This window comes from Telluria sp. ZB4P36 (genome assembly GCF_059685865.1).
In genome coordinates, this window is the sequence record NZ_JCASIE010000023.1 from 14,491 (window position 1) to 37,638 (window position 23,148).

General features: G+C 66.8%; 19 protein-coding genes. 14 read left to right on the forward strand and 5 right to left on the reverse strand.

Going from position 1 to position 23,148, the window contains the following annotated elements; genetic code table 11:
• The first annotated feature begins 3 nt into the window (after positions 1 to 3).
• The 5 genes from AC56LK_RS21940 (at position 4) to AC56LK_RS21960 (ending at position 5,425) form a co-directional block, all read left to right on the forward strand.
• Complete coding sequence (locus AC56LK_RS21940) at positions 4 to 2,109, forward strand: cytochrome c biogenesis protein ResB (RefSeq protein WP_497186596.1); 2,106 nt, start codon at positions 4 to 6, stop codon at positions 2,107 to 2,109.
• A 21-nt stretch (positions 2,110 to 2,130) separates the two neighbouring features.
• Positions 2,131 to 3,297, forward strand: a complete 1,167-nt coding sequence (gene ccsB / locus AC56LK_RS21945; RefSeq protein ID WP_497186597.1) for a c-type cytochrome biogenesis protein CcsB — start codon at positions 2,131 to 2,133, stop codon at positions 3,295 to 3,297.
• A 77-nt stretch (positions 3,298 to 3,374) separates the two neighbouring features.
• Positions 3,375 to 4,343, forward strand: coding sequence for a protein-methionine-sulfoxide reductase catalytic subunit MsrP (msrP, locus tag AC56LK_RS21950; RefSeq protein ID WP_497186598.1), 969 nt, complete (start codon positions 3,375 to 3,377; stop codon positions 4,341 to 4,343).
• A 2-nt stretch (positions 4,344 to 4,345) separates the two neighbouring features.
• A complete protein-coding gene (msrQ, locus tag AC56LK_RS21955; RefSeq protein WP_497186599.1) occupies positions 4,346 to 4,972 on the forward strand; it encodes a protein-methionine-sulfoxide reductase heme-binding subunit MsrQ in 627 nt (208 codons plus the stop codon).
• Positions 4,973 to 5,002: 30 nt separating this feature from the next.
• Entirely contained in the window at positions 5,003 to 5,425 is a 423-nt protein-coding gene (locus AC56LK_RS21960) for a VOC family protein (protein ID WP_497186600.1), read from the forward strand.
• Position 5,426: 1 nt separating this feature from the next.
• Here the strand turns inward: AC56LK_RS21960 and lysA are convergent, their stop codons facing one another.
• Positions 5,427 to 6,704 (reverse strand): diaminopimelate decarboxylase, encoded by a 1,278-nt coding sequence (gene lysA, locus AC56LK_RS21965; protein WP_497186601.1) that lies wholly within the window; start codon positions 6,702 to 6,704, stop codon positions 5,427 to 5,429.
• Between the two features lie 11 nt (positions 6,705 to 6,715).
• Positions 6,716 to 6,919 carry an LPS translocon maturation chaperone LptM gene (lptM, locus tag AC56LK_RS21970; protein ID WP_497186602.1) on the reverse strand — a complete coding sequence of 68 codons (204 nt, stop codon included), beginning with the start codon at positions 6,917 to 6,919 and terminating at the stop codon, positions 6,716 to 6,718.
• Between the two features lie 41 nt (positions 6,920 to 6,960).
• Here lptM and cyaY point away from each other — a divergent pair, with 41 nt between their 5' ends.
• Complete coding sequence (gene cyaY, locus AC56LK_RS21975; RefSeq protein WP_436107884.1) at positions 6,961 to 7,290, forward strand: iron donor protein CyaY; 330 nt, start codon at positions 6,961 to 6,963, stop codon at positions 7,288 to 7,290.
• 62 nt (positions 7,291 to 7,352) lie between these two features.
• Here cyaY and AC56LK_RS21980 read toward each other — a convergent pair whose 3' ends face one another.
• Entirely contained in the window at positions 7,353 to 9,686 is a 2,334-nt protein-coding gene (locus AC56LK_RS21980) for a penicillin-binding protein 1A (protein ID WP_497186603.1), read from the reverse strand.
• A gap of 343 nt (positions 9,687 to 10,029) precedes the next feature.
• Here AC56LK_RS21980 and AC56LK_RS21985 point away from each other — a divergent pair, with 343 nt between their 5' ends.
• The 8 genes from AC56LK_RS21985 (at position 10,030) to AC56LK_RS22020 (ending at position 20,138) form a co-directional block, all read left to right on the forward strand.
• Positions 10,030 to 11,094: a pilus assembly protein PilM gene (locus tag AC56LK_RS21985; protein ID WP_497186604.1), complete on the forward strand. Its 1,065-nt coding sequence runs from the start codon at positions 10,030 to 10,032 to the stop codon at positions 11,092 to 11,094.
• A complete protein-coding gene (locus tag AC56LK_RS21990; RefSeq protein WP_497186605.1) occupies positions 11,094 to 11,702 on the forward strand; it encodes a PilN domain-containing protein in 609 nt (202 codons plus the stop codon). The genes AC56LK_RS21985 and AC56LK_RS21990 overlap by 1 nt, the downstream gene beginning before the upstream one ends.
• Positions 11,699 to 12,364 carry a type IV pilus inner membrane component PilO gene (locus AC56LK_RS21995; protein WP_497186606.1) on the forward strand — a complete coding sequence of 222 codons (666 nt, stop codon included), beginning with the start codon at positions 11,699 to 11,701 and terminating at the stop codon, positions 12,362 to 12,364. Before AC56LK_RS21990 ends, AC56LK_RS21995 begins: the two co-directional genes overlap by 4 nt.
• An 8-nt stretch (positions 12,365 to 12,372) precedes the next feature.
• The gene (locus AC56LK_RS22000; RefSeq protein ID WP_497186607.1) at positions 12,373 to 12,909 is read left to right on the forward strand and encodes a pilus assembly protein PilP; all 537 of its coding nucleotides are present in this window, start codon (positions 12,373 to 12,375) and stop codon (positions 12,907 to 12,909) included.
• A gap of 8 nt (positions 12,910 to 12,917) precedes the next feature.
• Positions 12,918 to 15,098, forward strand: a complete 2,181-nt coding sequence (locus AC56LK_RS22005; protein ID WP_497186608.1) for a type IV pilus secretin PilQ — start codon at positions 12,918 to 12,920, stop codon at positions 15,096 to 15,098.
• 40 nt (positions 15,099 to 15,138) lie between these two features.
• The gene (locus AC56LK_RS22010; RefSeq protein WP_497186609.1) at positions 15,139 to 17,244 is read left to right on the forward strand and encodes an Ig-like domain-containing protein; all 2,106 of its coding nucleotides are present in this window, start codon (positions 15,139 to 15,141) and stop codon (positions 17,242 to 17,244) included.
• Positions 17,245 to 17,367: 123 nt separating this feature from the next.
• The gene (aroKB, locus tag AC56LK_RS22015; protein ID WP_497186648.1) at positions 17,368 to 18,999 is read left to right on the forward strand and encodes a bifunctional shikimate kinase/3-dehydroquinate synthase AroKB; all 1,632 of its coding nucleotides are present in this window, start codon (positions 17,368 to 17,370) and stop codon (positions 18,997 to 18,999) included.
• Between the two features lie 5 nt (positions 19,000 to 19,004).
• On the forward strand, positions 19,005 to 20,138 hold the full coding sequence (locus AC56LK_RS22020) for a deoxyguanosinetriphosphate triphosphohydrolase (protein ID WP_497186610.1): 1,134 nt from the start codon (positions 19,005 to 19,007) through the stop codon (positions 20,136 to 20,138).
• Here the strand turns inward: AC56LK_RS22020 and mutY are convergent, their stop codons facing one another.
• Both mutY and AC56LK_RS22030 read right to left on the reverse strand, forming a co-directional pair.
• A complete protein-coding gene (gene mutY, locus AC56LK_RS22025; protein WP_497186611.1) occupies positions 20,139 to 21,242 on the reverse strand; it encodes an A/G-specific adenine glycosylase in 1,104 nt (367 codons plus the stop codon). It abuts the gene before it with no gap.
• The gene (locus tag AC56LK_RS22030) at positions 21,239 to 23,146 is read right to left on the reverse strand and encodes a dynamin family protein (RefSeq protein WP_497186612.1); all 1,908 of its coding nucleotides are present in this window, start codon (positions 23,144 to 23,146) and stop codon (positions 21,239 to 21,241) included. Before AC56LK_RS22030 ends, mutY begins: the two co-directional genes overlap by 4 nt.
• Between the last annotated feature and the right edge of the window lie 2 nt (positions 23,147 to 23,148).

The window sequence follows — 23,148 nt, forward strand, 5'->3', positions numbered from 1 at the left end:
AACATGCGTACCACCGGAATTGAACTGAACACCCGCCGTCGCGGGTTCGCCGAAGCGGTCGAGCTGGTGTCCTCGATGCGCTTCGCCATCAGCCTGCTGACGATCGTCGCCATCGCCTCGGTCATCGGTACCGTCCTCAAGCAGAACGAGCCGATGCCGAACTATGTGAACCAGTTCGGGCCGTTCTGGTTCGAGGTGTTCGCCAGGCTCGGCCTGTACAGCGTGTATTCGAGCTGGTGGTTCCTGCTGATCCTGGTGGTCCTGATCGTGTCCACCGCCCTGTGCGTGGTGCGCAATGCGCCGAAGATGGTGCGCGACATGCGCAGCTGGCGCGAGCACGTGCGCGAGGATTCCCTGCGCAACTTCCACCACAAAGCCGAGTGGACCGCGCCGCTGGTCCGCACCACCCTGGCTGCCCAGACCGCCGAACGCCTGCGCCATGCCGGCTACGCCGTCAAGCTGGTCGAGAAGGACGGCGGCATGCTGGTGGCGGCGAAGAAGGGCGCCGGCAACAAGTTCGGCTACATCTTCGCGCACAGCGCCATCATCGTGATCCTGTTGGGCGGCATGCTCGACTCGGAACTGCCGGTCAAGTTCCAGCAGTGGTTCCTCGGCAAGACGCCCTTCGGCGGCAGCGGCGTGATCGCCGACATCCCGGCCCAGCACCGCCTGGGCACATCGAATCCCAGCTTCCGCGGCAATACCCTGATCGCCGAAGGCCAGACCAGCAACACGGCGCTGCTGCCCCAGGCCGCGGGTGTGCTGGTGCAGGAACTTCCGTTCTCGATCAAGCTGGAAAAGTTCCACATCGATTTCTACTCGACCGGCATGCCCAAGCTGTTTGCCAGCGACGTGCTGGTGCGCGACAGCGAGACCGGCAAGACCTTCCCGGCCACGATCAAGGTCAACCATCCGCTGATCTACAAGGGCATCGCCGTCTACCAGTCGAGCTTCGACGATGGCGGCAGCAAGCTCAAGCTCACCGGCTTCCCGATGAGCGGCACGGCCGACAAGGCCTTCCAGATCGAGGGCACGGTCGGCTCGGCCACCGAGCTGAAGCAGGGCGGCGAGACCTGGTCGGTCGAATGGTCGGGCTTCCGTCCCTTCAATGTCGAGAACATCGCGGCAGGTGCAGGCTCAACTACGGACGCCCGCGCGGTGGCGAAAAACACCTCGTTCAACGAGCAGTTCGCCAGCACCCTGGGCAAGGCCTCCGGCTCGGCGGCGAAAAACGATGGCGCCAAGGACCTCAAGAACGTCGGCCCGAGCGTGCAGTACAAGCTGCGCGACAAGACCGGCCAGGCGCGCGAGTTCATGAACTACATGCAGCCGCTGACCCTCGAGGGCGCCCAGGTCTACCTGGCCGGCGTGCGCAGCAATCCTTCGGAAAACTTCAGCTTCCTGCGCATTCCGGCCGACAGCGAGTACAGCGTGCGCACCTGGATGCGCCTGCGCGCCGCGCTGGCCGACCCGGCACTGCGCAGCGAGGCGGCCAGGCGCTACGCGGCGCGGGCGCTGGGGCCGGAACAGCTTGCGCAGGGCGGGCTGGCTGGCCAGCTGGAAGAATCCGCCGGCCGCACGCTGGCGATCTTCTCCGGCGAGGGCGGCCGCGGCGGCTTCATCGGCGTGTCCCAGTTCCTGGAAAAAATTCCCCAGGCGGAGCAGGAAAAGGCCGCCACCATCTTCATGAAGATGCTCAACGGCGCCCTGTGGGAACTGTGGCAGGCGGCCAATGCGCGCGCCGGCCTGGCGCCGGTCGAGCCGAGCGAGGCCAACGGCCGCTTCCTGCAGCTGGCCACCAATGCCCTGTCCGACAGCGTGTTCTACGGCGCCCCGGTCTACCTGCAGCTGGAAGAGTTTGTCGAGGTCAAGGCCTCCGTGCTGCAGATGACGCGCTCGCCGGGCAAGAGCATCGTCTACTTCGGCTGCCTGCTGCTGGTGGCGGGCGTGTTCGCAATGTTTTATATTCGTGAACGGCGCATCTGGGTGTGGGTGCGCGATACTGAAGATGGCGCCCATGCCCTGATGGCCATGAGCACCCAGCGCAAGACCCTCGACTTCGAGCGCGAATTCGACGATTTGAAAGAAAAACTGCCGCAGCCGGCCTGACGCCGCGGCAAGGAGACCATGATGGAACTGTCGCAAACACAAGCCGGCCAGACCAAGGCCTATGTCCAGCAGCCGGGCTTTTTCCGCAGCCTGAACGCGATCGACTGGCTGTACGGCGCCGGCCTGCTCGCCGCGGCGCTGTTCGCGCTGAACCGCTACGCCCACCACATGGACATCTATGAACAGGTGATCCTGGTGCTCACCGCGCCGACCTTCGCGCTGCTGGGCTGGCACTGGAAGCCGATGCGCTGGCTGCTGCCTCTGGTCGCGGTACTGTCGCTGTGGGCGATTTCGCTGTACGGCGGGGCCATCGATGCCGCCAACCAGAAATTCTTCCTGAAATACATGCTGTCGAGCCAGTCCGCCATCCTGTGGATGAGCGCACTGTTCGTGTTCTCGACCGTGTTCTACTGGCTGGGCCTGGTCAGCCGCTCGGAATTCGGCGGCTCGATCGGCAGCAAGCTGTGCTGGGCGGGCGTGGTGCTGGGCTCCGTCGGCATGATGGTGCGCTGGTACGAGTCCTATTTGCTGGGGCCGGACGTGGGCCACATCCCGGTGTCGAACCTGTATGAAGTCTTCATCCTGTTCGCCCTCATCACGGCGCTGTTCTACCTCTATTATGAGCAGCGCTACGCCACCCGCCAGCTCGGGCCCTTCGTGCTCCTGATCATCGCCGCGGCCGTCGCCTTCCTGCTGTGGTACACGGTGTCGCGCGACGCCGCCCAGATCCAGCCGCTGGTGCCGGCCCTGCAGAGCTGGTGGATGAAGATCCACGTGCCGGCCAACTTCATCGGCTACGGCACCTTCGCCCTGGCCGCGATGGTCGGCACCGCCTACCTGCTGAAATCCCACGGCATCCTGGCCGACCGCCTGCCGGCGCTGGAAGTGCTGGACGACGTGATGTACAAGTCGATCTCGGTCGGCTTCGCCTTCTTCACGGTCGCCACCATCCTGGGCGCGCTGTGGGCGGCCGAAGCCTGGGGCGGCTACTGGTCCTGGGACCCGAAGGAGACCTGGGCCCTGATCGTCTGGCTCAACTACGCGGCCTGGCTGCACATGCGCCTCATGTCGGGCCTGCGCGGCCGCGTGGCGGCCTGGTGGTCGGTGGTGGGCCTCTTGGTGACCACCTTCGCCTTCCTGGGCGTGAACATGTTCCTGTCGGGGCTGCATTCCTACGGCGAACTGTGATCGTCCCGGCGCGTCTAACGCAGCCTTAAGGGAAAGTGGTGTAATGTAAAACCTCACACACTCCGTGAGGTTTTGTCATGCTGATCAAGAAACCCGGCGAGGGCGGGCTCATCCTTCCCTCCGAGATCACGCCGCGCGAGGTCTACGAAGGCCGGCGCCAATTCATCGCCCGCATCGCCGCCACTGCCGCGGTGGGCACGGGCATCTGGGAGATGGCGAATCGCGAAGCCTTCGCGCAAGGCGCGAAGCTCGCCGCCACCCGCAACGCGGCCCTGTCCACGCAAGAACAGCAGACCTCCTTCAAGGACGCCAGCTCCTACAACAATTACTACGAATTCGGCACCGACAAGGGCGACCCGGTCGAGAACGCGCACACCCTGCGTACCCGGCCATGGACGGTGACGATCGAGGGCGAGGTGAAGAAGCCGCTCACGCTCGACATCGACCGCATCACCAGGCTGGCGCCGCTGGAAGAACGCATCTACCGCCTGCGCTGCGTCGAAGGCTGGTCGATGGTGATCCCCTGGGTCGGGTATTCGCTGTCGAACCTGCTGAAGCAGGTCGAGCCCACCGCCAATGCGAAATACGTCGAATTCGTCACCCTGGCCGACAACAAGCAGATGCCGGGCCTGCGCAGCCCGGTGCTCGACTGGCCCTATGTCGAGGGCCTGCGCATGGACGAGGCCATGCATCCGCTCACCCTGCTCACGGTCGGCATGTACGGCCAGGTGCTGCCGAACCAGAACGGTGCGCCGGTGCGTTTGATCGTGCCCTGGAAGTACGGCTTCAAGTCGGCCAAGTCAATTGTCAAAATCCGGCTGGTGAGCCGTCAGCCGCGTACTGCCTGGAACGATTCGGCGCCAAACGAATACGGCTTTTATTCGAACGTGAACCCGAACGTGGACCACCCGCGCTGGTCGCAGGCCAGCGAGCGCCGCATCGGCGAGGACGGCTTTTTCAAGGCCAAGCGCAAGACCCTGATGTTCAACGGCTACGACCAGGTTGCCTCGCTGTACAGCGGCATGGACCTCAAAAAATTCTTTTGACGATGGCTGTGACTCCTACGCCGAAACAGCTCACGGCCATCAAAGTCGCCGTGTTCGTGCTGGCCCTGCTGCCTTTCCTGCGCATGGCCTGGCTGGTGGCGCAGCAGGTTCCGGTCGAGCCGCTCGAGTTCCTCACGCGCGGCACCGGCGACTGGACCCTGTACTTCCTGTGCATCACGCTGGCGGTGACGCCGCTGCGGCGCCTGAGCGGCTGGAACTGGGTGATCAAGCTGCGCAGCATGCTGGGGCTGTTCGCCTTCTTCTACGCGCTGCTGCACTTCACCTGCTTCTTCTGGTTCGACCATTTCTTCGACATCGCCGCGATGCTGAAGGACGTGGTGAAGCGGCCCTTCATCACGGTCGGCTTCATCGCCTTCGTCCTGCTCATCCCACTGGCGGCGACCAGCACCAATGCGATGGTGAGGCGCCTGGGCGGCAAGCGCTGGCAGTGGCTGCACCGGCTGATCTACCTGATCGCGCCGCTGGGCATCCTGCATTTCTGGTGGATGAAGGCGGGGAAGAACGATTTCCAGGAGCCGATCATTGTCGGATTGATCGTGGCGCTGCTGCTGGGATTGCGGGCATACTGGAAGCTTGCAAAAGGGAAGGCGCAGGCCGCACGGGCCTGACGCGACCTGTTTTTTCTGGGAGTGCTTTGCATGAAAGCTCGGATCACGGTCATCACCCTCGGCGTCGCCGACCTTGAGCGCGCGCTGGCCTTCTACCGGGACGGCCTCGGACTGGCAACGGAAGGGATCATCGGCGCCGAATTCGACCATGGCGCCGTCGCCCTCTTCGACCTGCAGGCCGGCCTCAAGCTGGCACTCTGGCCGCGCGCCAGCCTCGCACACGACACCGGCCTGCCGCAAGGGGTGCTCAATCCCACTGACAAGTCGCTCGGCCATAACGTCGTCTCGAAGGAGGAGGTCGACGCCGTCATGGCGCAGGCGCGGCAAGCCGGGGCAAGGATCGTGAAGCCTGCCGCCGACACCTTCTGGGGCGGCTATGCAGGCTATTTCCAGGACCCGGACGGCCACCTGTGGGAGATCGTGTGGAATCCCCAGCTGCTGCCAGCGGTGTGACTTACTTCAGCATCGATTCCAGCCCAAACAGCTCGGCCGGATTCTCGCGCTGGCGGATCACGTGGACCTTGTCGCCGTCGACGACCACCTCGGCCGCGCGGCCGCGGGTGTTGTAGTTCGAGGCCATGGTCATGCCATAGGCGCCGGCCGTCATGATCGCCAGCAGGTCGCCCGGTTCGACCGCCAGCTCGCGTTCGCGCGCCAGCCAGTCGCCCGACTCGCACACCGGACCCACCACGTCGTAGGTCAGCTTGTCGCCTTCGCGCGGCGCCACCGGCTGCACGCCCATCCATGCCTGGTACAGGGTCGGGCGCATCAGGTCGTTCATGGCCGCGTCGACGATGGCGAAGTTCTTTTCCGCGCCCGGCTTGAGGTACTCGATTTTCGTGAGCAGCACGCCGGTATCGGCCACGATCGAGCGGCCCGGCTCGAAGATCACCTTGACCGGCTTGCCCTCGTACTTCTCGGCGCGCCATGCATCGATGCGGGCGAACAGGCGGCCCAGGTAGTCGCCCACCGGCACCGGCGGCTTGTCGCCTTCGGCGCCGTAGTTCACGCCCAGGCCGCCGCCGATGTCGAGGTGGTGCAGCACGATACCCTCGCTCGCCAGGGTGTCGATCAGTTCGATCAGCTTGTCCAGCGCTTCCAGCAGCGGCGCATCGTCCAGCAGCTGTGAACCGATGTGGCAGTCGATGCCGACCACGTCCAGGTTCGGCAGCGCGGCGGCGGTGCGGTAGGTGTCGAGCGCGTCGTCGAAGGCCACGCCGAACTTGTTGGCCTTCAGGCCGGTGGCGATGTAGGGGTGGGTCTTGGCATCCACGTTCGGGTTCACGCGCAGCGACACCGGCGCGCGCTTGCCCATGCTGCCGGCCACCTCGTCGAGGCGGTGCAGCTCGGGGATCGACTCCACGTTGAAGCACAGGATGTTCTTTTCCAGCGCCAGCCGCATCTCGTCGACGGTCTTGCCGACGCCCGAGAAGATGGTCTTGCGCGGGTCGCCGCCGGAGGCGATGACGCGCAGCAGTTCGCCGCCCGAGACGATGTCGAAGCCCGCGCCCTGGCGCGCCAGCAGGTCGAGGATGGCCAGGTTCGAATTGGCCTTCATCGCGTAGCACACCAGTGCGTCGTGGCCGCGGCAGGCGTCGGCGTAGGCGCCGAAGTTTTCCAGCAGCGCGGTTTTCGAATAGACGTAGGTCGGCGTGCCGAATTGTTCGGCGATGGCGGACAGGGCGACGCTGTCGGCGTGCAGGACGCCGTTCTGGTACTGGAAGTGCGACATGAAAGAATGCTTTATTTGGTGGGGGCCGGGGTGGAGGCGTTATTGGAAGGAACGGGCTGTGCGGGCTGCGGATTCGCTGCGGCGGTAGCTGCAGCTGATGGTGCAGATGCCGGCTTGGCAGGCGGATTCGGCATGTAGAGCGGACCCGTCTGGCCACAGCCGGCCAGGGCGGCAAGCACGGCCGCGCTGGAAAGAAGTGCGATGGTGGACTTCACGATTAGAATGGTGGTTTGATTAGCAGACTTTGGAGTGTAGCATGACCGAATCCGAATTTTTGGCGCTGGCCGAAAGCACCCTGGACCGCATCGAGGCCTGCCTCGACAAGCTGAACGACGACGACGTGGTCGACGTCGAGTGCAAGCGCAGCGGCAACGTGCTGGAGGTGGAGTTCCTCGACAACGCGTCGAAGATCATCATCAACAGCCAGGCCCCGCTGCAGGAAATGTGGGTGGCGGCGCGCTCGGGCGGTTTCCACTACAAGCGCGTGGGCGACGAGTGGCGCAATACGCGCGACGATACCGAGCTGTTTGCCTCGCTGTCGCAGTACGTCACGGAGCAGGGCGGGGCGCCGGTGGCGCTGGGCTGATTTGTGCGGCAGGAACAAAAATGGCAGCCCGTGGGCTGCCATTTTTTACGCCTGGTCAATAATCAGAAGAGCTCGTTCCTGACCGCGTCGCGCTGCTTCTGCTCGGCCGGGGCCGGCGGCGGGCCGACGTCCAGCGCCGCCACCCCCGTGCCCGGCGGCGTCTCGGCATAGTAGTACTCGCCGTTGGCCAGCACCAGGCCGGACGGCACTTCGCGCTCGACCATTTCCTCGCCCTTGAGCGCCTTGCCCATGTAGCCGATCCAGATCGGCAGGGCCAGGCCGCCGCCGGTCTCGCGGTTGCCGAGGTTCTTCGGCTGGTCGTAGCCGATCCAGGCGATGCCCACCAGCTTCGGGTGGTAGCCGGCGAACCAGGCGTCGACCGAGTCGTTGGTGGTGCCGGTCTTGCCGGCCAGGTCGCTGCGCTTGAGCGACATCGCCTTGGCCGCGGTACCGTAGCGGACCACGTCCTTCAGCATGCTGTCGACCAGGAAGGCGTTGCGCGCGTCGATCACGCGGTTCGCTTCGACGCCGGCGCGCTCGGGGCGCGCTTCCGACAGGACCTTGCCGTCGCTGTCGGTCACCTTCGAGATGATGTAGGGGCTGATGCGGTAGCCGCCGTTCGCGAACACGGCATAGGCGCCGGCCATCTGCAGCGGCGTGGTCGAGCCGGCGCCCAGCGCCAGGGTCAGGTAGGCCGGGTTGCGGTCCGGGTCGAAGCCGAAGCGGGTCGCGAATTCCTGGCCGTAGCGCGCGCCGATCTTGTTCAGGATGCGGATCGAGACCATGTTCTTCGACTGGGTCAGGCCGCGCCGCATGGTCATCGGGCCTTCGTACTTGTTGTCGTAGTTCTTCGGCTCCCAGGCCTGGCCGCCGGTCTGGCCGGCGTCGAAGGAGATCGGGGCGTCGTTGACCACGGTCGCCGGCGACAGCCCGCGCTCGAGCGAGGCCGAATAGATGAAGGGCTTGAACGAGGAACCCGGCTGGCGCCAGGCCTGGGTGACGTGGTTGAACTTGTTGCGGTTGAAGTCGAAGCCGCCCACCAGCGCGCGGATCGCGCCGTCCTCGGTGCTGGCCGCCACGAAGGCCGATTCCACTTCCGGCATCTGGGTGATGACCCACTTCGATTCGTCGTCCTGCATCACGCGGATCACGGCGCCGCGGCGCAGGCGGCGGTTCGGCGCGGCCTTCTCGGACAGCCAGGCCTTGGCGAAGGACAGGCCCGGACCGGTCATCTCGATGGTCTCGCCCGAGGCGATGGTGGCGCTCACCTTGGCCGGCGAGGCCTGCAGCACGATGGCGGCGACGATGTTGTCGCTGTCCGGATGCTCGGCCAGTTCGGCCTCGATCGCTTCCTCGGCTTCGCCTTTCTCGCGCGGGATCTCGATATAGGATTCCGGGCCGCGGTAGGGATGGCGGCGCTCGTACTCCATCACGCCGCGGCGCACCGCCAGGTAGGCCGCGTCCTGGTCGGCCTTGGTGATGGTGGTGAACACGTTCAGGCCGCGGGTGTAGGTGTCTTCCTTGAACTGCTCGTAGACCAGCTGGCGCGCCATCTCGGCCACGTACTCCGCATGCACGCCGAAGGCGGTGCTGTCGGTCTTGATGGTGAGCCGCTCGTCCTTGGCCTGCGCGTACTGGGCGTCGGTGATGTAGCCGAGCGAATGCATGCGCTGCAGGATGTACTGCTGGCGGGTCTTGGCGCGGGTCGGGTTGACGACTGGATTGTAGGCGGATGGCGCCTTCGGCAGGCCGGCCAGCATCGCGGCTTCGGCCACGCTGATGTCGCGCAGGTCCTTGCCGAAATAGATCTGGGCCGCCGACTGGAAGCCGAAGGCGCGCTGGCCCAGGTAGATCTGGTTCATGTAGAGCTCGAGGATCTGGTCCTTGCTCAGGTTCTTCTCGATCTTCCAGGCCAGCATCGCTTCATAGGCCTTGCGCTTCAGGGTCTGTTCGGACGACAGGAAGAAGTTGCGCGCCACCTGCTGGGTGATGGTCGAGGCGCCCTGGCGGGTGCTGGTGGTGGCGTTGCGGAAGACCGCGCGCAGGATGCCCCAGTAGTCGATCCCGCTGTGCTCGTAGAAGCGGTCGTCCTCGATCGATAGCACCGCCTTCTTCATGACGTCCGGGATGTCCTTGAAACGCACCAGGGTGCGGCGCTCCTCGCCGAACTCGCCGATCAGGACGTTATCGGCGGTGAAGATCCGTAACGGCATCTTGGGCCGGTAGTCGGTGATGGTGTCGAGCGCGGGCAGGTTCGGATAGGCCATCGCGAGCGCGAACACGAGCACCAGTACGCCGATGGCGGCCAGGCCGGTGAGGGCGCCGAGCGCCAGCAGGGCCAGGCGCTTCGGGCTGTACTTCGATGCGCCCGGGTTGGACGATTGTTTCTCTTTCATGCTTGTTTTCACTCCCTTGAACCGCCCCATTATAAGGCACACGTTTCAACCACGACACACGCCCGGCTGAGCTGGAACTTAAGGAAAAACAAGCAGAACAATGGCAAGCAGGAAACGGTCATGGCCGCGGTGATAACACTCTCTGCCAGAGTGTGGCGCGCATGCGCCGGATTGAGGTGTTCCCTCATAGAAATATCTTGTCTGGGTGCATCCTTTTCAGTACGATCTAACGCGGTGCCTCATAAATATGCACCAAGTCAGTGATTTAACAGGACATATCCCCCAGCGGGCGTTCAACACAAGATCCTGCATGAAGCGGGAAGGGCAGCCGAGGAGTACGCTCGTGATCAATCTAGGTTCCTTGTTCGGAAAGTCCAGTCCGCCATTGGCAGGGCTCGACATCAGCACCTCGGGCGTCCGCCTGGTCGAGCTGGAAGACGCCGGCAAGGGTGAACTGCGCCTGGAGCGCTATGCCGCCGAACCGCTGCCGCGTGGCGCGGTCGTGGACGGCAACATCGAAAACATCGAACAGGTGGCCGAGGCCGTGCGCCGCGTCTGGAAAAAGAGCGGCACCAAGGCCAGGCACGTGGCGCTGGGCATGCCGCCGGCCGCGGTCATCACCAAGAAAATCATCCTGCCGGCCGGCCTGTCGGAAGACCAGCTGGAAGTGCAGGTGGAGTCGGAAGCCAGCCAGTACATCCCCTTCGCGCTCGACGAGGTCAGCCTCGACTTCGACGTGATCGGCCAGGCCCCGAATTCGCAGGAAGACATGGAGGTCATGCTGGCCGCCGCGCGCCGCGAGAAGGTCGAGGACCGTGTGGCGATCGCCGAAGCGGCCGGCCTCACCGCCACCGTGATGGACATCGAATCCTATGCCGCGCGCGCCGCGCTGGACCGGGCCGCCGGCGCCAAGCCGGAGCAGATCGTCGCGCTGTTCCAGATCGGCGCCCAGGCCACCCACGTGTCGGTGCTGCAGAACGGCGAGACCATCTACGAGCGCGAGCAGCCTTTCGGCGGCAACCAGCTTACCCAGGACATCGTGCGCGCCTACGGCCTCTCGTTCGAGGAAGCGGAAAACCGCAAGCGCGCCGACGACCTGCCGGAGAACTACCGCGCCGAGCTGCTCACTCCCTTCCTGGAAAGCGCCGCGCTGGAAATCACGCGCGCGATCCAGTTCTTCTTTACGTCCACGCCCTATACCCGGATCGACCAGCTCTTCCTGGCCGGCGGCTGCGCCGCGCTGCCGGGATTGCTCGAGCTGATCGGCGGACGCACCCGCATCCCGAGCAGCATCGTGGCGCCTTTCAACGGCATGTCCTACGGCCCGCTGGTGCGCGAACAGCAGCTGCGCCAGGAAGGTTCGGCCTACCTGGTCGCCTGCGGCCTGGCCCTGCGGAGGTTCGGCTGATGATCCGGATTAACCTGTTACCCCACCGCGAAGCCAGGCGCAAGCAGAAGCAGGCGGCCTTCGTCGCGCTGCTGGCCGCCGGCGGCGTCGCCGGTGCCGCCGTGGTGCTGCTGGTCGGCGCCTGGAACGCCAGCCGCATCTCGGTCCAGAACGAACGCAACCTGGTGCTCAAGCAGGCCAGCGCGGAGCTGGACAAGAAGATCGGCCAGATCAAGACCCTCAAGGAAGAAATCGAAGCCCTGAAGGCGCGCCAGCAGGCCGTCGAGGACCTGCAGAGCGACCGCAACCAGCCGGTCTACGTGCTGGACGAACTGGTGCGCCAGACCCCGGACGGCGTGTTCCTGAAGTCGTTCCGGCAGGACGGCCAGCGCGTGACCCTGAACGGCTATGCCCAGTCGCAGGAGCGGGTCGCCGAACTGCTGCGCAACGTGTCCGGCGCCTCGCCCTGGCTGGAGCGCCCGAACCTGACCGAAGTGAAGGTCGCCACCCTGGGCCAGGGCGCAACCAGCCGCAAGCTCGTCGAGTTCCAGCTGGACGTGGCGATCAAGCGCCCGGGCGAGCAGGATGCGGGCGCTGCCAAGGCGCCGACCGGGACTGTCACACCATGAATATCGATCTCAAAGACCTCGGCGCCCAGCTCGCCGCGCAATTCCAGGACCTGCAGGGCCGCCAGCCCGGCCAGTGGCCGCTGGCCCCGCGCCTGCTGTGCGCGGCCGGCGTGATGGCGGCCGTCATCGGCCTCGGCTACTTCTTCTACTGGGACGGCCAGTTCACCGAACAGGAAGCGGGCGCCGCCCAGGAAGCCCAGCTGCGCGACGAATACCGGATCAAGATGGCCCAGGCCATCAACCTCGACGCCCTGCAGGCCCAGAAGGCCCAGGTCGACCAGTACGTCGTCCGCCTCGAGAAGCAGCTGCCGAGCAAGTCGGAAATGGCGGACCTGCTGTCCGACATCAATCAGGCCGGCGTCGGCCGCGGCCTGGCCTTCGAGCTGTTCAAGCCGGGCCAGGAAGTGATCCGCGACTACTACGCCGAGCTGCCGATCGACATCAAGGTGAGCGGCAAGTACAACGACGTCGGCGCCTTTGCCGCCGACATGGCCAATCTGCCGCGCATCGTCACGCTCAACAACATGGTGCTGAGCGCGAAAGACGGGACACTGCAGCTGGAAGCGGTGGCCAAGACCTTCCGCTACCTCGACGCCGACGAGATCGGCGCCCAGAAGAAGGCGCGCAAGGCGAAGAAGGCCAAGGAAGGGGCGGCGAAATGAAGCGCGACATGATGCGGAAGGCCTGCACGGCCGGCGTGCTGGCGCTGCTCGCGGGCTGCGGCGACGGCGACGTCCAGGAAGTGCGCGACTGGATGAGGCAGGTCGAGCGCGAGACCGTGCCGGCCGTGAAGCCGCTGCCGGAACCGAAGGAATTCGTCCCCTACGCCTACAATCCGGGCGAAGCGGTCGAGCCCTTCAGCGAGGCCAAGCTGCGCAACGACATGGCGCGGACGGGAGGCACCAGGACCAACCCGCTGCAGCCGGACGACACCCGTCCGCGCGAGGTGCTCGAGAATTATCCGCTCGACGTCATGCGCATGGTCGGCACCCTGCAGAAGGGCGGCGTCAGCTACGCGCTGGTGCAGATCGATGCGTCGATCTTCCAGGTCAAGGCCGGCCAGCGCATCGGACAGAATCACGGGTTGGTCACGCGCATCAGCGAAGGCGCGATCGACATCAGGGAAGTAGTGCAGGACGCCACCGGCGACTGGGTCGAGCGCAAGGCGACGATCGAGCTGGCGGGCAGCAAGGAGACCGGGAAATGAGCCCAGGCATGAACACACAACACATTCACACCCTCCGCATCACCGTGCCGGCCTGGCTGGCGCGCTGCGGGGCCGCCGTCCTGCTCGCGCTCGGCGCGGGTGCAGCCGCGGCGCAGGGTAATGCCATCGAATCGATCACGGCCAACCAGCAGGGCGCCAACGTGGTCCTGAACATCGCCATGCGCCAGGCCCCGGCCAAGCCGCCGATCGGCTTCTCGATCACCAACCCGGCACGCATCGCGCTCGACTTCGGCGCCACCAGCAACGCCACCGGCAAGAGCTCCCAGGACGTCAACCTCGGCGACGTGCGCAGCCTGAACCTGGTGCAGGCCGGCGAGCGCACCCGCCTGGTGTTGAACTTGGCGCGCGCACTGAACTACGCCACCGCCATCGACGGCAAGTCGGTGATCGTCACCGTCGAAGGCTCGGGCGGGGTGGCCCAGGCCGTGAACGCGGCCGGCCTGCCGGTGTCCAACGCACCGGCCCCGGCGGCACGTCAAGTGTTGCGCGACCTCGACTTCCGCCGCGGCAGCAACGGCGAAGGCCGCGTCGTGGTCGACCTGCCGAACGGCCAGGTCGGCGTCGACGTGCGCCAGGCCGGCAACCAGGTGATCGTCGACTTCCTGCGCACCGGCCTGCCGGAATCGCTGCGCCGCCGCCTCGACGTGACCGACTTCGGCACTCCGGTGTCGCGGGTCACCACCAGCACCCAGGGCGAGAACGTGCGCATGGTCATCGATGCGAAGGGCGCATGGGAACAGTCGGTCTACCAGAGCGACACCCAGCTGATCGTCGACGTGCGTCCGGTCCGCGAAGACCCGAACCGCCCCGGCGGAACGGCCACCGGCTACCGCGGCGAAAAGCTGTCCTTCAACTTCCAGAGCGTGGAAGTGCGCGCCGCGCTGCAGGCGATCGCCGACATCTCGGGCCTGAACATCATCACCAGCGATTCGGTCACCGGCAACCTGACCCTGCGCCTGCGCGACGTGCCCTGGGACCAGGCCCTCGACGTGGTGCTGCAGGCCAAGGGCCTGGACATGCGCAAGAACGGCAACGTGCTGTGGATCGCACCGAAGGAAGAACTGCTGACCAAGGAAAAACTCGAGCTCGAGCAGCGCGCCCAGATCGCCGACCTCGAGCCGCTGCGCTCCGAGATCTTCCAGCTGAACTACCAGAAGGTCGAGGCCTTCCGTACCGTGTTCGGCCTGGATGCGGGAGGCGGCGCGGCCGCCGACGGCGGCGGCAGGAACCGCGTGCTGTCCAAGCGCGGCAGTGCCATCATCGACCCGCGCACCAACCAGCTGTTCGTGACCGACATCGCGTCCAAGATCGAGGACATCCGCAAGCTGATCCTGAAGACCGACGTCGCCTCGAAGCAGGTGCTGATCGAGGCGCGCCTGGTGGAAGCCAACGACGGCTTCTCGCGCAACCTCGGCGCCAAGCTGGGTTTCAACGACATGCGCGCCCTACGCGGCGGCAACCAGGGTTATGGAATTGGCGGCAATAACCGGATCGCGATCGGTGGCAACCTGACCGGCATCGGCCAGGACACCCTGCAGACCCCGGACAACGGCGACGCCTATACCAACACCACGATGGTGAACCTGCCGGCGGCGGCGATCAACGGCATCAATCCGGCGAGCATCGCGTTCTCGCTGTTCTCGTCGGCCGACAACCGTTTCCTGAACCTGGAACTGTCGGCGCTGGAAGCCGACGGCAAGGGCAAGATCATCTCCAGCCCGCGCGTGGTCACCGAAGACAAGCAGGTCGCCGTGATCGAGCAGGGTATCGAACTGCCGTACCAGGTCGCCACCAGCAGCGGCGCGACCTCGATCACCTTCAAGAAGGCCAACCTGCGCCTGGAAGTGACGCCGCAGATCACCCCCGACGGCAACGTCGTGCTCGACGTCGACGTCAACAAGGACTCGAAGGGCGAGGAAACCCGCGCCGGCCCGGCGATCAACACCCAGCACGTCAAGACCAAGGTGATGGTCGAGAACGGCGGCACGGTGGTGCTGGGCGGGATCTACCAGCAGACCGAGCGCAGCAACGAGCAAAAAGTCCCGCTGCTGGGCGACGTGCCGGTGCTCGGCTACCTGTTCAAGACGACCGGCCGCGAAAGCACCAAGACCGAACTGCTGGTGTTCATCACGCCGAAAATCGTGACCGACGCCGCCGCCGGACGCTGAGACGCGCCGGCCGACCAATAAACACAACAACGAACGCCCCATGAACAAGCATACGACTACCATCCAGGCCGGCATCGCACTGCTGCTGGCGGCAACGCTGGCCGCCTGCGGCGGCGGCGGCGGCAACCCGGGCAGCACCGGCCCGGTCAGCGGCGGCGGCACCGGCGGTACCGGCGGCGGCACGACCACCCCGGTCGCCGGCGAGCCCAAGATCACCCTTGCGCTGACCGACGGCAGCGGCGCCAACGTCAACTCGCTGTCCGGCGGCCAGAGCGCCACGGTCAAGGCGACCGTGCTGACTGCTGCCGGCAAGCCGGCCGCGAACGCCATCGTGCAGTTCACCGCGAGCGCCGGCGCCCTGGTGAGCTTCACCCCCGAGACCGGCTCGGCCCTGACCGATGCGAACGGCGTGGCCGTGGTGTCGGTCAAGCCGGCCGGCGTCACCTCGGCCGGCGCCACCGCGATCACCGCGACCTCGGTGGTGGAAGGCAAGACCGCCACCGCCAGCAACAACATCTCGGTCGGCGCCGCTCCGCTGACGGTCGGCACGCTGGCCTTCGCGCCGGCCCCGGCCAGCCCCCTGCCTGCCTTCAGCACCGTGTCGCTGAACATCCCGGTCACCAGCGGCGGCCAGCCGGCCACCTCGGTGTCGGGCCTGAACATGGGCTCGCTGTGCGTGGGCGACGGCACCGCCACCCTGGTGCCGGGCGCCTTCGCCAACGGCATCCAGACCGCCACCTACACCAATAACGGCTGCCTGCGCGGCCGCGACACCATCAGCGTTTCGATCGGCAACTCGACCCAGACCATCAGCCTGGACGTGGGCGCCGCCAACATCGGCGCGATCCAGTTCTCGGGCAGCAGCGTGTCCGGCAGCTCGATCGTGCTGAAGGGCTCGGGCGGCCAGGGCCGCACCGAAGCGGCGCAGATCAGCTTCCGCGTGGTCGACCAGCACGGCAACGGCTTGCCGGGCGTGGACGTCAACTTCAGCGCCACCACCAATACCGGCGGCCTCACCGTGTCCCCAAGCCGCGCCACCACCGACTCGACCGGCCAGGTCATGACCATGGTCTCGTCGGGCACGGTGCCGACCCCGGTGCGCGTGGTCGCCGAAGCCACCCGCAACGGCGTGAAGATCAGCGGCCTGTCGGACACCCTGACCATCTCGACCGGCCTGCCGATGCAGCGCTTCATGTCGATGAGCGCCGAGAAGTACAACATCGAAGGCCTCAATTACGACAACGAGACCACCAACATCACGGTGCTGCTGGCCGACCAGTACGGCAACCCGGTGTCGGACAACACCGCCGTCAATTTCGTCACCGAAGGCGGTGCGGTCGGCAGCGCGGCCCAGGGCGCCTGCGTGACCAAGGGCGGCGGCTGCACGGTCGCGCTGCGCAGCCAGGCCTTCCGGCCGGAGAACGGCCGCGTCACCGTGCTGGCCTACCTGCAGGGCATCGAAGACTTCACCGACAGCAACGGCGACGGCCAGTATTCCTGCACCGGCTACACCGGCAGCACGCCTTACCGTCCGCTGGTCGACACCTGCCCGTCGGGCGGCGAACCCTACGTCGACCTGGCCGACCCCTTCCTCGACACCGGCAGCCACGCCATCGTGAGCGGCCAGCCGGCGACCAAGAACAGCCTGGACGGCAGCTACGAGGCGCCCAAGGGCGACCTGCCCTTCCCGTTCAACCGCAGCAGCTACAGCGCCACCGGCGACGCCAAGTGGGGCCTGAACTACATCCGCCGCTCCATCGAGGTGTCGTTCAGCGGTTCCCAGGCCAACCTGGTGCGCCAGGTCTGCACCGGCGACGGCTGCCGCGACTGGACCAGCGCCGATGGCGATCCGGCCGTGATCCAGGGCGTGGCCGGCGCCAACTGCGTGGCGCAGACCCTGTCGTTCCGCCTGTACGACGTCCTGAACAACCCGCTGCCGGCCGGTACCGCGGTGACGGGCGCGGATGCCACCAAGCTCTCGCTGTCGGTGGTCCTGCCGGAAGCGGTCGCCTCGACCAATACCATCGGCGGCACCATCCACCACGTCACGGTCAAGCCGGACACCGCCTGCGCTTCGGGCAGTTTCATGCTGCGCGTGGCGACGCCGAAGGGCAACGTGACCGGCTTTAACTTCCGCTCGAACTGACACCGCTGGCGCTTTTGTTGGCGTAACCGAAGGCGGCCAGTCTATACTGGCCGTCTTTTTTTTATTTCTGCGGACCTGGCAGTGCCTCATCCCAAGAACAACAATATCTTCCTGGTCGGCCTGATGGGGGCCGGGAAGACCACCATCGGGCGCCAGCTCGCGCGCAAGCTCGACATGCGCTTCGTCGATTCGGACCACGAGATCGAAGCCCGCACCGGCGCCACGATCCCCTGGATCTTCGAGATCGAGGGCGAAGCCAGCTTCCGGCGGCGCGAAGCGGACATGATCCGCGAGCTGAGCGCGCAGGAGGGCCTGGTGCTGGCCACCGGCGGCGGCGCGGTGCTGAACCCGGCCAGCCGCGCGCTGCTGGCCGAACGCGGCACCGTGATCTACCTGCGCGCGACCATCGGCAGCATCCTGCAGCGCACCTCGCACGACAAGAACCGCCCGCTGCTGCAGACCGCCGACCCGCGCGCCAAGCTCGAGGAACTGCTGGCCCTGCGCGACCCGCTGTACCGCGAGATTGCGGACCTCGTCATCGACACCGGCCGACCTAACGTACAATCGATGGTACAGACCATTTTGGACCAGCTCGACGCGCTCGCCTCCTCGCGTGCGCAGCAGCTGGCAAGCGACCCGATGAACGCGATGAACCAACCGGCACCAACCACCCTCAACGTCGAACTGGGCGAGCGCAGCTACCCCATCACGATCGGCCCCAAGCTGCTGGCCGACGCCGCGCTGCTCGAGCGCTACATCGACGGCGGCAAGGCCGCCATCGTCACCAATACCACCGTCGCGCCGCTGTACCTGGCGCGGGTCGCCGGCGCCCTGCGCGCGGCTGGCCGCGAGGTGGTCGAGATCATCCTGCCGGACGGCGAGGAACACAAGAACTGGCAGTCGCTGAACCTGGTGTACGACGCCCTGCTGGCCGCAAAATGCGACCGCAAGACCACCATCGTGGCGCTGGGCGGCGGCGTGATCGGCGACCTGGCCGGCTTCGCCGCCTCCAGCTACATGCGCGGCGTGCCCTTCGTGCAGGTGCCGACCACGCTGCTGTCGCAGGTCGATTCCTCGGTGGGCGGCAAGACCGGCATCAACCACCCGCTCGGCAAGAACATGATCGGCGCCTTCTACCAGCCGCGCGCCGTGATCACCGACACCGCCACCCTCGACACCCTGCCGCCGCGCGAGCTGGCGGCCGGCCTGGCCGAGGTGATCAAGCACGGCGCCATCCTCGATGCCGCCTACTTCGACTGGATCGAGGCCAACATCGCGAAGCTGGTGGCGCGCGAGCCGGAAGCGATGGCCTACGCCATCGCGCGCTCCTGCGAGATCAAGGCCGAGGTGGTGCGCAAGGACGAGCGCGAAGGCGGCCTGCGCGCCGTGCTCAACTTCGGCCACACCTTCGGTCACGCGATCGAGGCCGGCCTGGGCTTCGGCACCTGGCTGCACGGCGAAGCCGTCGGCTGCGGCATGGTGATGGCGGCCGACCTGTCGGCCCGCCTCGGCCTGATCGATGCGGCGACGGTGAAGCGCGTGCGCAGCCTGGTGAGGGCGGCCGGCCTGCCGGTGGTGGCGCCCAACCTGGGCGCGGAACGCTGGATCGAGCTGATGGCGGTGGACAAGAAGAACGAGGGCGGGGAGATCAAGTTCATCCTGCTCAAGCCGCTGGGCAGCCCGTCGATCACGACGGTGCCGCCGGAGGTCCTGAAGGCCACGCTGGCCGCCTGTGTGACCGCCCCGGAGGAATGAACGCCATGGACTTCGACGCACGCCTTGCCCCCTATGCAGCCCATTCGTCGAAGTCGCGCGGCCGGCAACATCCGGAACCGCCGGCAGGCTCGCGCAGCGAGTTCCAGCGCGACCGCGACCGCATCATCCACTCGACCGCCTTCCGCCGGCTCGAGTACAAGACCCAGGTCTTCCTGAACCACGAAGGCGACCTGTTCCGCACCCGGCTCACCCACAGCATCGAGGTGGCGCAGATCGGCCGCACGCTGGCGCGCAGCCTCCAGCTCAACGAAGACCTGGTCGAGGCCACCGCGCTGGCCCACGACCTCGGGCACACGCCCTTCGGCCACGTGGGCCAGGACGTGCTCAACGAGTGCATGAAGGACTACGGCGGCTTCGAGCACAACCTGCAGAGCCTGCGCGTGGTCGACAAGCTGGAAGAACACTACGGCGCCTTCGACGGCCTCAACCTCACCTTCGAGACGCGCGAGGGCATCCTCAAGCACTGCTCATTAACGAACGCGCGCCAGCTGGGCGAGCTGGGGCAGCGCTTCATCGACCGCAGCCAGCCCAGCCTGGAAGCCCAGCTGACCAACCTGGCCGACGAGATCGCGTACAACAACCACGACATCGACGACGGCCTGCGTTCCGGCCTGCTCACGATGGCGCAGATGGACGAGGTCCCCTTGTTCGCGCGCCACCGGCACGCGGTGGAGGCGCAGTATCCGGGCCTGCCGGGCCGGCGCGCGCTGTACGAGACGATCCGCCTGATGATCACGGCGATGACGGCCGACCTGGTCGACACCTCGGCCGCCTTGCTGAAGGAAGCCGCACCGCAGAGCATCGACGATGTGCGCAGCGCGCCGCCCCTGATCCGCTTCTCGGCGCAGATGCGGGCCGAGACCACGGCGCTCAAGCGCTTCCTGTACGCGAACCTGTACCGGCATTTCCAGGTGAACCGCATGCGGGTGAAGGCCAGCCGCATCGTGCGTGAGCTGTTCGACGCCTTCATGACCGACCCGGTGCTGCTGCCGAACGATTACCAGGTGGAGGGGGATCCGATGGGGCAGGCGAGGAAGATTGCGGATTACATTGCCGGGATGACGGACCGGTATGCGATCCGCGAGCATCGCAGGATCTTCTCGCTCGATCACTTCTGATCAGCCAAACAGGCCCGGCGTCCCCAACTCCACCAGCAGCTTCTTGACCGGCGCCGGTAATGGCGCCTCCGCGATCGTGTGCAGGTCCCACCACAAATGCCTGCCGGTCGCACCCCCGCGCGCCGACAGCCGCAGCTGCCAGGGTGCGATGTGCAGCTTGTAGTGGGTGAACACGTGCACCAGCGGCCTGAGCGCCTGTACCTCGTCCACCGTCCCGAACTGCGCCGCCGCGGCCGCCACCTCGGCCGAGGATACGGCGGTGACGTCCATCCCCAGGTGCCCGTCCACCTCCGGCAGCGACAGCAGCCCGCCCCAGATCCCGGTGCCCGGGCGCTGCTCCAGCAGTACCTGGCCGCGGTCGATCACCACCATCAGCGCGGCGCGCTTTTCCGGCGTGGCTTTCTTCGGCTTGCGCACCGGGAGCTCGGCCGTGCGGCCGCTGGCGTAGGCCACGCAGCGCGCCTGCAGCGGGCAGCGCTGGCAATCCGGCCGGCTGCGGGTGCACAGGGTCGCGCCTAGGTCCATCAGGCCCTGGGTATAGGATTCGATCCCTCGCTCCGGCAGCAGCGCGTCGGCACGGCGCCACAGCGCGTCCTCGACCCGCTTCTCGCCCGGATACTGGTCGATGCCGAACACCCGCGCGAACACGCGCTTGACGTTCCCGTCCAGGATCGCGGCGCGCGCCCCGACGGAGAACGCCGCGATCGCGGCGGCGGTCGAGCGGCCGATGCCGGGCAGCTCGGCCAGCAGCGCCGGGTCGCCCGGGAATACGCCGCCGTATTCCTGCACCACGCGCTTGGCGCAGGCGTGCAGGTTGCGCGCCCGGGTGTAGTAGCCCAGGCCGCTCCAGTGCGCCATCACGTCCTCGCCCGGCGCCTCGGCCAGGGCCTGGACGGTCGGGAAGCGTTCCAGGAAGCGCGCGTAATAGCCCAGCACCGCGGCGACCTGGGTCTGCTGCAGCATGATCTCGGACAGCCAGATGCGGTAGGCATCAAGCGTGTTCTGCCACGGCAGGCTATGGCGGCCGTGGCTGCGCTGCCAGTCGATCACCGCCTGCGAGAAGGTCGGGTCGGCCAGCTGGTCGAATTCGGTGAGGCGCTTCATGCCGCTTGCGCCTCCAGGGTGGCCAGTACCTGGTCGGCCATGCCGGCCAGCCGGGTGCGCGTGCCGTCCAGCTCCCCCTGGCTGGCCTCGAACGCGGCGATCTTCTGCTCCAGGCTGTCGGTGGCCTCGAAGATGCGCTGGATCGAGGCCTGGCGGTGGCGCAGCTGGTCGCGGTGCTGGCGGATCGCCATCTCGAGCGGCGCCATGATCACCTTCAGCCAGGCTTCGGCATCGGTATTGGCGGCGCGGAAGACGTGGCGCACGCGCGAGGCGATCGAATCGAAGAAGCGTTCGAGCAGGGTGGCGCGGCTGGTCATGAGCAGGGTGGCGGTGCCGAACTGCTTCAGGAACAGCTCCTCGACCTCATCGAGTTCGCGCCGGTAGCGCTCGAGCGACAGCGGCATCGGGCTGCCGAGGGACAGGCCGTGCTCGGCCGAGAACTTGCGAATCATGCTGTCCATCATGGCGCCGATCTCGGCCACCTTGCCGGACGAGGCGTCGAGATTCGCGCGCATCGCCTCGAAATAGCTGCGTACCGGGCCGCGCATGCCGGTCGCGAAGCGCGCGGCCTGCATGGCGGCGCGCACCGCATCGGTCTGTTCCTGGACGGTGTCCATGCCCAGCGTCGAGTACAGCTCGGTCGACAGGCGCGCGAACACCGCGCGCGTGCCCTGCAGCTTGAACAGGCTGGCGTCGAATTCCTTTTTCTCGGCCTCGACGCGGCGCATCATGTGCGCGATCACACCCTGGTTCTTGCCGCGCAGGCTTTTCAGCTCCTGCAGCTGCTCGACCAGGTCGCGCATGCGCGCCATCCCCAGGGCCTGCTGGCCGGCGGCGAGCAGGTCGAGGTCGGCGCGCAGCTGGCGCTGGACGATCTCGCGGCGCGCCGGAATCAGGTCGCGGAACAGCGCCGCTTCGAGCGCGCCCAGGCGGCTCTTTTCGAACAGGGCCATGTCGCCGTTGATCTTGCCGACCAGGGCCTTCTGTGCCGACACCGGGTAGACGCGCGTGCTGTCCAGGCCCAGCAACTGGGACGCGTGCTGCTGCTGGCGCATGATCTCGGCCTCGTTTTCCTGCGGCGTGCGCAGCTCGTCCCACATGGCGTCGATCTTGTTCAGCACCGCCAGGCGCCCCGGTCCGGCGCCGATGTGGGTGCGCCAGACGTCGATGTCGCTCTTGGTCACCCCGGTCTCGGCGGCCAGGATGAACAGCACCGCGTGCGCGTTCGGGATCAGCTTGAGGGTCAGCTCGGGCTCGGTGCCGATCGCGTTCAGGCCCGGCGTATCGAGGATCACCAGGCCCTGCTTCAGCAAGGGGTGGGGCAGGTTGATGATGGCGTGGCGCCACTGCGGGATCTCGACCATGCCGTCCGGCCCCAGGCTGGTGACGGTGTCCGGGTCTTCCGGGTCCCACAGTCCGTACTGCTGGGCTTCGCCGGCGGGCACGCGGCGGGTCTGGCTCACCTGGCGCAGGGCGTCGCTCATGCGTTCCGGCGCGGCGAGGTCGAGCGGCAGCACGGTCCAGGCGGTGGCGTCTTCCCGGTAATCGCTGGTGGACAGGTGCTGGCTGCGGGTCTCGATCGGCAGCAGGCGGATGCAGGGCGGCAGCGCCGGCTCGTACAGCAGCTCGGTCGGGCACATGGTGGTGCGTCCGGCGCTGGACGGCAGGATGCGCTGGCCGTAGTCGGCGAAGAAGATCGCGTTGATCAGCTCGGTTTTCCCGCGCGAGAACTCGGCAACGAAGGCCACCGACAGGCGGTCGTCGCGCAGGCGCGCCAGGGCCCGCGCGAGTTGCTGCTCGCCGGCGCCGTCGATCAGGGCCGTCTCGCGCAGCGCGGCGCCGTAGCTGTCCAGTGCTTCCGCGACGGCGGCGCGCCAGGCGCCATACTGTTGAAAATCCTGCATGT